The following is an 11,937-nucleotide window of genomic DNA, read 5'->3' on the forward strand; positions in this document are numbered from 1 at the left end:
GGTTTTTTTACGGTTTCGGAGGAATCAGCCTGTCAATCAGCCGGTAAAACAAATGTGTGAACGGCAGAAACAATAACGCGGTGACTACGTTAAATAACAGGCTGAAATGCGCAATCATCTGCGCGGGATCATCAGACAGGCGCTCCGTAATACCTGCTGATGCGGACAGGAAGGGAAAGACGAGCAGCACGCCGAGAATATTAAACACTACGTGAGCACCGGCGGTCTGTCTGGCGGCATAACCGCCTGAAACAGCAGCCATGACGGCCGTGACGCATGTCCCGATATTAGATCCCAGAACGACGCTGACCGCTTGTTCAATGCCGATCACCCCTTCGTTCATAAAACTCATCAAAATGCCGATGCAGGCGGAGCTTGAATGAATGATAGCCGTCAATATCATACCGATAAAAAGAGCGGACCAGCTCGAATCATTCACATGGCGCAAAACCTCCGCCCCCGCCTTCATTTCTGTCAGCGGAACGGCAAGCCGGCTGAAGCATGTGATGCAAAAAAAGATGATGCCGAGACCGAGGAAGCTTATACCGATCTGCCTGAACGGATATTTACGGATGAGGATAAACACAAGGCCTCCGATAAAAAGCACCCAAATGAGCACGTCCATCTTTATGGCTAAAAACTCCGTCGTAAACGTGGAGCCGACATTCGTGCCGAGAATCATCGGAATGGTCCGTTTAAAAGATAAAGCGCCTGCGCTGACAAAGCCGATGACAATGACCATGAAGGCTGAGCTGCTCTGAAGAAAACCGGTGAATATGATGCTTATGAGAAAAGCTTTCAAAGGGTGGTCGGTAAATAAGAGCAGGCTTTTCTCAATTTTTGAATACGTTAATGCGATCAGGCCCTGCCTGAGCAGGCTCATTCCGAGTAAAAAAAACAGGATAAGTGCGGTAAAGAGAATCAGTATTATCAAACGAAACACCCCTTTCCATCATTATATAGACAAGCATCCTTATTCATGACGGAAAAGTGAGCTCGCTTAGTTGACCTGACTGATGGCTTATATTATAATGTCAAAGTACATGTTTATATATGTATCTTTTTAAAGGTAGTCGATTGGTGTATTCGGAGGGAGGGAAAGAGAATGTCAAAAACGGTCGTTAGAAAAAACGAATCGCTTGAAGATGCTCTTCGTCGCTTCAAACGCAGTGTATCAAAGACAGGTACTTTGCAAGAAGCAAGAAAGCGCGAATTTTATGAAAAACCTAGCGTAAAGCGCAAGAAAAAGTCAGAAGCTGCTAGAAAACGCAAATTCTAAAAGAGGGTGGATTTATGAGTCTTCTTGAGCGACTTAACCAAGATATGAAGCTGTATATGAAAAGCCGTGAGAAAGACAAACTGACTGTCGTTCGAATGGTGAAAGCTTCACTTCAAAACGAAGCAATTAAGCTTAAGAAAGACAGTTTGACCGAGGATGAGGAACTTACTGTCCTATCTCGTGAACTTAAGCAACGTAAAGACTCCCTCCATGAATTTTCAAACGCTGATCGTTTAGATTTAGTAGATAAAGTTCAAAAAGAGCTGGACATTTTAGAAATTTATTTACCGAAGCAGCTTTCTGAAGAAGAGCTGCAGACAATTGTAAATGAAACCATCGCTGAAGTCGGTGCGAGCTCCAAAGCGGACATGGGCAAAGTGATGAGTGCTATTATGCCTAAAGTAAAAGGTAAAGCTGACGGCAGCGTAATTAACAGACTTGTCAGCAGTCAATTATCTTAATTGACGAGAAAAAAGACATCTTTCCTAGAGAGATGTCTTTTTTTATACATAAAAAAATGAAACTAAAGTACATTTGTTACGTATATAAAGAAGAACGAAACGGGAAGGAGGGTATATTTGCCTTGTTCCGAAAAAAAAACGGAATTGCTGTTGCTCTATTGGGCTTATTTGTATTATCTTTATTAGGGGTTCAATTGAACGCGAAAGCTGATCACCCATCGGTTTATGTCATCCCGGTTGAGAAAAATGTCGAACAGGGGCTCGCCTCGTTTTTATCGCGTTCTTTCAAAGAAGCGAAGGAGTCCGGCGCGTCACACATTATTCTTGACATCAATACACCGGGAGGCGCCGTTCAATCAGCCTTGGATATTGCGGATATCATCGGCCGCGCGGATGTGCCTGTTACCGCTTACGTTAATAAACGGGCGCTTTCTGCCGGAGCGTATATAGCGCTTCAGGCAGATGAAATCTATATGGCGCCGGGCGGAAAAATGGGTGCCGCAGCCATCATCGACGGAAAAGGAAACGCGGCGGACAAAAAGGCTCAATCACTGTGGCATGCAGAAATGGAGGACGCAGCGGTTAAAAACAACCGAAATCCGAAATACGCCCTGGCCATGGCAGATCCCGCCATCAATGCAAAGGAAGCGGGCGCCCCAAAGGGAAAACTGCTGACACTGACAGCTGAAAAAGCCAAGGAAGTCGGATATTCGGAGGGCACGGTTTCAGACCTTGATGCTTTATATACAAAGCTAGGTTTTGACAAAGCAGATGTTCACCATGCAAAAGAAGGTTTCGTCGGCAAACTGGGCAGATGGCTGACAAATCCGTTTGTTGTCCCCGTCTTATTAACGCTTGCTTTGCTTGGTTTGACCATTGAATTGTTCTCGCCGGGCCTCGGGATACCGGGTGCCGTCGGACTGACGGCCATGCTGCTGTTTTTCACCGGGCATATCGCTGCCGGATTCGCCGGCTATGACAGCGTATTCTTATTTTGCGCGGGCTTGGTTTTTATCCTTTTAGAGATATTTCTGCCCGGAGGCATAATCGGTCTTATCGGTATTGCAGGCGTCATCGCGAGCCTCTTTCTCGCTGCGGGCAGCTTTACCGTAATGGCGGTTTCTCTCTTGATCGCCATTGCTGTGTCTATTACAGCCTTTATCATATTAACAAGGGTGTTGGGGAAACGAATGAAATTCTTTAAAAAATTAATATTAACTGATTCAACAAGCACGGAGAGCGGTTATGTTTCAAATCAGAACCGGACGGAGCTGTTGGGGAAAGTCGGCATTACCGCTACAGCCCTCAGACCGTCAGGCACCGTCATTATTGATGATGAACGTCTGGATGTCGTCTCGGAAGGATCATTCACTGAAAAAGACAGACAGGTGAAAGTAGTGAAAGCGGAAGGCTCACGCATTGTCGTGAGAGAAATATAGATGATAACCTTGAGGAGGAATTAGATGGAACTGTCAAGTTTGGCGATTTTAGCAATAGTTGCAGCTGCCATAATCGTGTTAGCCATATTCTTCACCTTTGTACCGGTGATGCTATGGATTTCGGCGCTTGCGGCAGGAGTCAGAATCAGCATTTTCACTTTGGTCGGGATGAGGCTGCGGCGCGTCATACCAAGCCGCGTTGTCAATCCGTTAATTAAAGCGCACAAAGCCGGCCTATCCGCAACAACAAATCAGCTCGAAAGCCATTATCTGGCCGGTGGTAATGTCGACAGGGTGGTCAATGCCCTGATTGCGGCACAGCGCGCCAATATTGAGCTGACATTTGAACGCTGCGCAGCCATTGACCTGGCCGGGCGTGACGTATTGGAAGCCGTACAGATGAGCGTCAATCCGAAGGTCATTGAAACACCGTTTATCGCGGGTGTCGCCATGGACGGAATTGAAGTAAAAGCAAAAGCCAGAATCACCGTAAGAGCCAATATCGAGCGCCTTGTCGGAGGAGCGGGAGAAGAGACGGTTGTCGCCCGTGTCGGAGAAGGGATTGTCTCGACAATCGGTTCCTCGGGTAATCATAAAAAAGTGCTGGAAAACCCTGATATGATTTCGCAGACCGTACTTGGTAAAGGGCTGGATTCAGGCACCGCATTTGAAATTCTTTCGATTGACATCGCCGACGTTGATATCGGCAAAAACATCGGAGCGATTCTTCAAACGGATCAGGCAGAAGCAGACAAAAACATTGCGCAGGCCAAAGCCGAAGAGCGCCGTGCCATGGCGGTCGCCCAAGAGCAGGAAATGCGCGCTCGCGTAGAAGAAATGCGTGCAAAAGTCGTGGAAGCAGAAGCCGAAGTGCCGCTTGCGATGGCAGAAGCGCTGCGTGAAGGAAACATCGGCGTCATGGACTATATGAACATAAAAAATATCGACGCGGATACGGACATGAGGGATTCTATCGGCAAGCTGACGAATGACCAGCAAGATGAAGACCAACAATAACCTCTCTATTAAGGAGGGAGCCGCTATATGCACGAGATTCTGACAAATCCGCTCGTCATTGCCGCCGTCATCGGCATTATATCGGCAATATTCGGAAAGAAAAACAAAGATGAAAAACGGCCGCCGGGTACACGTCCCGAAAATCAGGCAAAAAAGCAGGATCAAAAACAGCCGCAGAAAGAGCATAAGCCGGAAGCGGAAGAATTGCCTGCCGTTTCAGAAGAGAACCCTTTTGAGCAAAAAAGAAGGGAAGCTGAAAAGCGCCTAGCGGAGACGGAGCAGATGTTTAACGGGCTTGAACATAAGCTGACATCTCAACGCGCACGAAACGCGTCTCTGAAGAAATCAGCCCTCAAAATAAATAAAGAAACTGCGGTTCAAGGCATTATATTCAGTGAGGTTTTGGGTCCGCCCCGTGCAAAAAAACCGCACCGGACCATGCGGAGCATCGGTAAAAAATAAAGTGTTAGAACCCCTTTTCAAATCATACATATGAGATGAAAGGGGGTTCTTTTTTTATGGGGCAAAGAAAGAATCGTGTAAAGGCATGGCTGACAAGAGCATTGGAAATTCCCCCGGACGTTATGATGGATCTGCCTCGTATTACGATGGTCGGCAGACTTCATATCTACATAGAGAATCACAGAGGCCTCCTGCTGTTCAGCGAAGAAGAAGTCAGGCTGATGCTCAAGCAGGGGCAATGTATCATATCAGGAAAAAACTTGGTCATTAAGGCAATCCTTCCAGAGGAAATCCTTTTGGAAGGCACGATAGATCACGTACGATATGTCGATTCATAAAGCCGGGGGGAAATAATGTGAAAAACAAATGGCTGTCATTTTTTTCGGGTAAAGTCCAAATGGAAGTCAAAGGAAAAGGGATTGAACGGCTGCTGAATGAATGCACGAGAAACGGAATCGCCATCTTTGCGGTGAAAAAAAAGCAAGACTGTGTTCTGCTGATGATTCAGCTTCAAGATGTACATGCTTTCAGAAGAGTCATCAGAAAACATGAATGCAAAGCAAGCTTTACAAAAAGAAAGGGTCTTCCCTTTCTGCTTCTCAAATCAAAATTAAACCTGGGCTTCACTGCGGGATTTGTGATGTTTTTCATTATATTGTTTCTTTTGTCCAACATGATTTGGGACATTGATATTAAAGGGGCCAAGCCCGAAACCGAGCATCAGATGGTAAAGCACCTTGAAGAAATCGGTGTGAAAAAAGGCCGTTTGCAATTTTTAATGATGACGCCGGAGAAAATCCAAAAATCATTAACAAACGGCATTGATAATATTACGTGGGTCGGTGTGGAATTGAACGGGACAGCTCTTCATATGAAAGTGGTCGAAAAAAACGAACCGACAAAAGAAAAGTACGTGAGCCCCCGCCATATCGTTGCCAAAAAGAAGGCGGTCATCAAAAGGATGTTCGTGCAAAAGGGGCAGCCGATGGCTTTTGTGAACGATCATGTTGACAAAGGACAGCTTCTCGTCTCAGGACTGATCGGAAATGAAGACCGGAAAGTCGCCTCAAAAGCGGAAATTTACGGAGAAACATGGTACAAGTCTGAAGTAACCGTGCCTCTTGAAACATCATTTACGCTATATACGGGTAAAGTAAGGACGAAGCACAAGCTGTCTTTCGGATCATGGGGCGTGCCTTTTTGGGGCTTTGAATTTAATGAGGAGCCGCTGAAACATCCGAAAACAGAGGAAGAAAAGCACCCGTTTCAATTTCTGGGGATGAAGCTTCCGGTGTCTTACGTTCAGGAACAGACAAGAGAAAGTGAAACAACCGTGCGGACTTATACGAAAGGCGAAGCGGTTCAGGCCGGTATCAAAATGGGAAGACAAGATGTAGAAAAGCGATTAAACGGCAGCGGAGAGGTGGAAAGTGAAAAAGTTTTGCACCAATCCGTTGAGAATGGTAAAGTAAAGTTGATTATTCTCTACCAAGTTATAGAAGATATCGTTCAAACCACACCTATTGTTCAGGGAGACTAAAGAATGGCAGAACATTTACTTGCGATTAATCACAAACTGAAAAGCCCGGACGAAGCACTTTCTTTGTTCGGCAGCCAAGATGCCTTTTTACATTTAATGGAGAAGGATCTGGGCATTAGCCTCATCACACGCGGTGAAACCATTTACGTTTCCGGGAATGATGAAACATTTGAGATCGCTGACAGATTATTGGGCTCGCTCCTTACTTTAATTCGCAAGGGGATCGAGATTTCGGAACGTGATGTGCTGTATGCCGTGAAAATGGCAAAAAAAGATGAACTGGACTATTTTGAAAGTATGTATGAAGAGGAAATAACGAAAACGGCAAAAGGCAAACCGATCCGTGTCAAAACCCTCGGCCAAAGAGAATATGTGGCGGCGATGAAGAAAAACGACATGGTGTTCGGCATCGGGCCGGCGGGAACCGGCAAAACTTATTTGGCGGTCGTAAAAGCGGTGCATGCTTTAAAAAACGGCCACATTAAAAAAATCATTTTAACTAGACCCGCTGTGGAAGCCGGCGAGAGCCTCGGTTTTCTGCCCGGAGATTTAAAGGAAAAAGTAGATCCTTATCTGCGCCCGCTGTATGACGCGCTCCATGATGTGCTCGGAAGCGACCATACGGAGCGTCTTATGGAAAGAGGGGTTATCGAAATCGCCCCGCTTGCCTATATGAGAGGGCGGACGCTTGACGACGCGTATGTGATTCTTGATGAAGCCCAGAATACCACTCCCGCTCAAATGAAAATGTTTTTGACGAGATTGGGTTTTGGCTCTAAAATGATCATTACGGGCGACGTAAGCCAAATTGACCTGCCGAAAGGCGTCACATCGGGACTTGCAGTAGCGAAGGATATGCTGAAGGACATAAACGGCATCTCCGTTATTGAACTTGACCAGACAGATGTGGTCAGGCATCCGCTTGTTGCAAAAATTATTGAAGCTTATGATAAGCAAAAGTAATGCGAAAATGACCCGATCTCCCGTTATCGGGTCATTTTTATATGATGTGTTCCTGATGTTTCAGGGAGGAGGTTCTTGTTTTGAAAAAGAAGGGAAAGGGCAAAAGCGCCCGGGAACGGTTCCGCAGTTTCAGACATGCCCGCTCAGCCCATGTGCTGCTGTACCTGCTGCTTTCAGCGATCATGTTTGGTTTGCTCTTTATTCATGTAAAACCTGAATCACTTAATTTGGATTTGTTTTCAGTCAGTGATAAGACGATTTACGCGCCCGCCACAGTGGAAGATCAGCAGGCGACGGAATCGAAAAAACAGGCGGCCGAAGATGCGGTGGAAGATCAATACACTCTGAAAAAAGGCTATACCGACAACCGGCTTGACCTGATCACTTCCATTTTTGACAGCATCGGCGAAGTGAAAAAAGATGCGGAAAAAGACAAAAAGACACCTTCGGAAAAATCACTGGTCAAATCGGTGAAAAACAAGCTGACACAGGATGTCAATGAATCCGTCTCGGAAGATGCCATTAAATCGCTTCTCCATGCAAACAATGAAGATTTCTCATTTGTGAGGGATTCCGTCATTACCGCGGTGAATACGGTGATGAGCAGTGAAATTCCTTCTGAAAAGCTTGCTGAAGCGAAGGATAAGGTCGCAAAAGAGCTCAAAAGCGCTTCTGTGCCGTCAAAATATTTAGCGGCTGCGACTGAAATCGGAAAATACGCGGTCATCCCGAATTACGTATTTGATCCGAAAGCGACGGATGAAAAACGCCAGGAAGCGTCAGACAGCGTCCAGCCGGTACAGATCAAACAGGGACAGGTTCTCGTGGAAGAGAATGATCTGATCGACCGGGAAGTATACAGGAAGCTTGAACTGACGGGGCTTTTGAATAATTCCAACCTGTTAAAACCGATCAGCGGTCTGCTTCTGATGATCGGGCTGTTTATTGCCACGCTTGTCTACTATTTTGAGAAACAGCAGCAGGAGCTTAAGCTGAAAAATAAATCTCTTTTGCTGTTTTCTATCATTACAACGCTTATTCTCGTCATTATGGAAGTCGTCAGTCTCTTTCAGAAGATTGAATACACCAATATCGGCTATCTTGTGCCGATCGCCGCCGGCGCGATTTTAATCAGGCTGCTGCTCAATGAAAGGCTCGCCATTTTAGGAAGCATCATTCTGGCGATCTGCGGCAGTATGATGTTTAATCAGGGTGTGACGGGAACATTTAATTACGTCATCGGCATTTACTATTTAATCAGCAGCATTTCAGGCATTCTGTTTTTGGGGAAACACAATGCGAGATCAAAAATATTGCAGGCGGGACTGTTCGTCTCATTTATTAATATGATTATCGTGCTGTCGCTTTTATTAATACAAAATACGGCGCTGTCACCGGTTGAAATCGGAACGCTGATGCTGATGGGGGTCGTCTCGGGACTTGCTTCATCCGTTTTAATTATCGGTCTGATGCCGTTTTTTGAGACGGGATTCGGCATTCTTTCAACGATGAGGCTGATTGAACTGTCTAATCCGAATCATCCCCTGCTTCGAAAGATTTTAACGGAAACACCCGGTACATATCATCACAGCGTCATGGTGGCAAATCTGTCGGAAGCGGCTTGTGAAGCCGTAGGGGCAAACGGTCTTTTGGCACGGGTCGGAGCGTATTATCACGATCTCGGCAAAACGAAACGTCCGCAATATTTTATTGAAAATCAGATGAATATGGATAATCCGCATGACAAGCTGTCTCCTCAGCTCAGCAAAAATATCATTATCGCACATACGACAGACGGTGCGAATATGCTCAGAAGCTATAAGTTTCCGAAAGAGCTTGTGGATATCGCGGAACAGCATCACGGAACGTCCCTTTTAAAATTCTTTTATTATAAAGCGAAAGAAAAGGGCGACCAGATTACAGAGAAAGAGTTCCGCTACCCGGGGCCGAAGCCGCAATCGAAAGAAGCGGCTATTATCTCAGTGGCCGACAGCGTTGAAGCCGCCGTCCGTTCCATGCATAATCCCAATCCTGAGCGGATCGAAAAACTGGTGCGGGGAATTATATCCGATAAGCTTCAGGACGGACAATTCTCAGAATGTGATCTCACGTTCCGAGAACTGGATACGATCGCAAAAACACTATGTGCGACTTTAAAAGGAATTTTCCACTCCCGGATTGAATATCCGGAGGCTACGAAGAAGGTGAAATAAATGGGTTTACTCATAGATATTGTTGATGAAACGAACAGCGTCTCAGCTGATGCGCTCCAAGAAGTGGAGAAGCTGCTCCAATTCGCGGCGGAAAAAGAAGGCGTTCAGGATCAGGCTGAAGTATCGGTCACGATTGTGACAAATGAAGAAATCAGAGAAATCAACAGAGACTACCGGGGAAAAGACACTCCGACTGACGTCATTTCGTTTGCGCTTGAAGAAGAAGGCGAAGACGAGGTTGAAATCGTAGGCGCCGACATGCCGCCTGTTTTAGGAGATATTATCATCAGCGCAGACAGAACGAAAGAGCAGGCGGAAGAGTACGGCCATTCGTTTATGAGAGAGCTCGGTTTTCTGGCCGTGCACGGCTTTTTGCATTTGCTTGGCTATGATCACATGACAAAAGAAGAAGAGGAAGAAATGTTTTCAAAGCAAAAGGATTTGCTGGATGAGTATGGACTCACGAGATCATAAAAACGAGTGGAGCAGGTTCCTGAAGAGCTTTGTCCATGCATGGAGGGGAATCTGGAAAACGGCGCGGGCAGAGCGGAATTTTCAATTTCATATTACCGCGGCCTGCGCCGTTATCGTTTGCGGTTTTCTCACCGGGCTGAGCACAGCCGAATGGGCCGTTGTTTTGGTGCTGATCGGAGGGATGCTTGCTTTGGAGCTTTTAAATACGGCGATAGAGCATGTTGTGGATTTAGTTACCGATCAGTATCACCCGCTCGCAAAAGCGGCAAAGGACGCGGCCGCCGGAGCCGTTTGCGTCTTTGCCGTGATATCGTGTATCATTGGTTTACTCATCTTCCTGCCGAAGATATGTTAGCAGAAGATTCTTACAATTATTTTACATTGCCAAAAATGGGCGTGAAAAATCGATCATAATTATGTAAAATAAAAGTGACAGCGGTATCATACAGGATAAAGGTAAGAGAGGAATTAAGTACACATGAACAGACAAGAATTGATTGCAGAAGCATTAAAAGCACGGGACACTGCGTATGTGCCGTATTCAAATTTCAGAGTGGGAGCCGCTCTTCTTACCAAAGACGGAAAAGTGTACAGAGGCTGCAACATTGAAAATGCGGCATACAGCATGTGCAACTGTGCTGAACGCACGGCGATATTCAAAGCTGTTTCCGAGGGGGATACGGAATTTGCGATGCTCGCCGTGGCTGCGGATACTCCGGGACCGGTTTCGCCGTGCGGAGCCTGCAGACAAGTAATTTCCGAGCTGTGCTCAAAGGATATGCTTGTTATTCTGACCAACTTACAAGGACAAATAAAAGAAATGACTGCGGAAGAATTATTGCCGGGCGCATTTTCATCGGAGGATTTACATGACGAACGAAAGCTTTAAATCAGGATTTGTATCTATCATCGGAAGACCGAACGTAGGAAAGTCTACCTTTTTAAACAGGGTCATCGGTCAAAAGATCGCCATCATGAGCGACAAACCCCAGACGACAAGAAATAAAGTCCAAGGGGTGCTGACAACCGGCACGTCGCAGACCATTTTTATTGATACACCGGGCATTCACAAACCGAAGCACAAGCTTGGCGATTTTATGATGAAAGTGGCGCAGAATACGCTGAAAGAAGTTGACTTGGTGTTATTTATGATTAACGCCGAAGAAGGGTACGGAAAGGGCGACGAGTTTATCATTGAAAAGCTCGGACAGACGTCCACGCCGGTCTTTCTGATCGTAAACAAAATTGATAAGATCCACCCTGACCAGCTGCTTCTTTTAATTGATGAGTACCGTACGCGCTATCCGTTTAAAGAAATCGTGCCGATCTCAGCTTTGGAAGGGAACAACGTTGAAACCCTTCTCGCGCAGATTGAAGCGTATTTACCGGAAGGGCCTCAGTTCTATCCGAGCGATCAGGTGACTGACCATCCCGAGCGGTTCATTATTTCTGAACTGATCAGGGAAAAGGTGCTCCATCTGACAAGGGAAGAAGTGCCGCACAGCATCGCTGTCGCTATCGAGTCCATTAAAGGGCAGGAAAACGGCTCTGTCCATGTCGCCGCCACCATTGTGGTCGAGCGGGATTCTCAAAAAGGCATCGTCATCGGGAAAAAAGGAGCACTTCTGAAAGAAGTCGGCAAAAGAGCGCGGGCTGATATTGAAGCGCTGCTGGGTTCACGCGTTTACCTCGAATTATGGGTGAAAGTGCAGAAGGACTGGCGGAATAAAATGTCTCAGCTGCGTGATTTCGGCTTCAAAGAGGATGAATATTAATTCATCTGAGGCGCATGCCTGATGTGTGGGATTACCTCACAGAAACAGGGATTCGTTAGCAAAATTTGTTTAACATGAAAAGGAGGACATCAGGTCAAGATAAGGGTAAGAATTTGGATTGGCAAGCTAGTTTAATGATGAAAGGTGGGTTTTTTGTGTTGAATTTTACCTGGAACGTATTTTCTCAAACAGGAAGTGTTGATACGTACCTTCTTTTTAAAGAACTGGAAAAAGAGAACCTGGAAAGACCCGAAGAACCGGAAGATGAGCTAGCCCGAATTGATTTTCCAATTTTGTAAACCTCTTGGCCCCTC

Annotated in this window: 14 protein-coding genes and 1 pseudogene; 14 read left to right on the plus strand and 1 reads right to left on the minus strand. The window is 46.0% G+C overall.

What is annotated here, in order from left to right:
• Positions 1-7: 7 nt before the first annotated feature.
• Positions 8-934: a Na/Pi symporter gene (locus ACWJJ5_RS12300; RefSeq protein ID WP_454022438.1), complete on the minus strand. Its 927-nt coding sequence runs from the start codon at positions 932-934 to the stop codon at positions 8-10.
• Positions 935-1,105: 171 nt separating this feature from the next.
• Between ACWJJ5_RS12300 and rpsU the strand changes: the two genes are divergently transcribed.
• The 14 genes and pseudogenes from rpsU (at position 1,106) to ACWJJ5_RS12370 (ending at position 11,922) form a co-directional block, all read left to right on the plus strand.
• On the plus strand, positions 1,106-1,279 hold the full coding sequence (rpsU, locus tag ACWJJ5_RS12305; RefSeq protein ID WP_003152957.1) for a 30S ribosomal protein S21: 174 nt from the start codon (positions 1,106-1,108) through the stop codon (positions 1,277-1,279).
• Positions 1,280-1,293: 14 nt separating this feature from the next.
• The gene (locus ACWJJ5_RS12310; RefSeq protein ID WP_003152958.1) at positions 1,294-1,740 is read left to right on the plus strand and encodes a GatB/YqeY domain-containing protein; all 447 of its coding nucleotides are present in this window, start codon (positions 1,294-1,296) and stop codon (positions 1,738-1,740) included.
• 122 nt (positions 1,741-1,862) lie between these two features.
• On the plus strand, positions 1,863-3,179 hold the full coding sequence (locus ACWJJ5_RS12315) for an NfeD family protein (RefSeq protein WP_017418173.1): 1,317 nt from the start codon (positions 1,863-1,865) through the stop codon (positions 3,177-3,179).
• Positions 3,180-3,203: 24 nt separating this feature from the next.
• A complete protein-coding gene (gene floA / locus ACWJJ5_RS12320) occupies positions 3,204-4,196 on the plus strand; it encodes a flotillin-like protein FloA (RefSeq protein ID WP_003152961.1) in 993 nt (330 codons plus the stop codon).
• Between the two features lie 27 nt (positions 4,197-4,223).
• Complete coding sequence (locus ACWJJ5_RS12325) at positions 4,224-4,658, plus strand: hypothetical protein (protein ID WP_024085620.1); 435 nt, start codon at positions 4,224-4,226, stop codon at positions 4,656-4,658.
• A 56-nt stretch (positions 4,659-4,714) separates the two neighbouring features.
• The gene (gene yqfC, locus ACWJJ5_RS12330) at positions 4,715-4,996 is read left to right on the plus strand and encodes a sporulation protein YqfC (RefSeq protein ID WP_003152966.1); all 282 of its coding nucleotides are present in this window, start codon (positions 4,715-4,717) and stop codon (positions 4,994-4,996) included.
• 17 nt (positions 4,997-5,013) lie between these two features.
• A pseudogene (gene yqfD, locus ACWJJ5_RS12335) lies at positions 5,014-6,238 on the plus strand (sporulation protein YqfD).
• Positions 6,202-7,161: a PhoH family protein gene (locus ACWJJ5_RS12340; protein WP_003152970.1), complete on the plus strand. Its 960-nt coding sequence runs from the start codon at positions 6,202-6,204 to the stop codon at positions 7,159-7,161. The pseudogene yqfD and the gene ACWJJ5_RS12340 overlap by 37 nt, the downstream one beginning before the upstream one ends.
• A gap of 80 nt (positions 7,162-7,241) precedes the next feature.
• A complete protein-coding gene (locus tag ACWJJ5_RS12345) occupies positions 7,242-9,374 on the plus strand; it encodes an HD family phosphohydrolase (RefSeq protein WP_070082124.1) in 2,133 nt (710 codons plus the stop codon).
• Positions 9,375-9,848, plus strand: coding sequence for an rRNA maturation RNase YbeY (gene ybeY / locus ACWJJ5_RS12350; protein ID WP_003152973.1), 474 nt, complete (start codon positions 9,375-9,377; stop codon positions 9,846-9,848).
• A complete protein-coding gene (locus tag ACWJJ5_RS12355) occupies positions 9,829-10,203 on the plus strand; it encodes a diacylglycerol kinase family protein (RefSeq protein WP_038461537.1) in 375 nt (124 codons plus the stop codon). The genes ybeY and ACWJJ5_RS12355 overlap by 20 nt, the downstream gene beginning before the upstream one ends.
• Positions 10,204-10,326: 123 nt before the next feature.
• Positions 10,327-10,737 carry a cytidine deaminase gene (locus ACWJJ5_RS12360; protein WP_003152976.1) on the plus strand — a complete coding sequence of 137 codons (411 nt, stop codon included), beginning with the start codon at positions 10,327-10,329 and terminating at the stop codon, positions 10,735-10,737.
• On the plus strand, positions 10,718-11,623 hold the full coding sequence (gene era / locus ACWJJ5_RS12365) for a GTPase Era (RefSeq protein WP_007408285.1): 906 nt from the start codon (positions 10,718-10,720) through the stop codon (positions 11,621-11,623). Before ACWJJ5_RS12360 ends, era begins: the two co-directional genes overlap by 20 nt.
• A gap of 155 nt (positions 11,624-11,778) precedes the next feature.
• A complete protein-coding gene (locus tag ACWJJ5_RS12370; RefSeq protein ID WP_007408286.1) occupies positions 11,779-11,922 on the plus strand; it encodes a YqzL family protein in 144 nt (47 codons plus the stop codon).
• Positions 11,923-11,937: the final 15 nt, after the last annotated feature.

It is taken from the genome of Bacillus sp. JK74, from assembly GCF_053663395.1.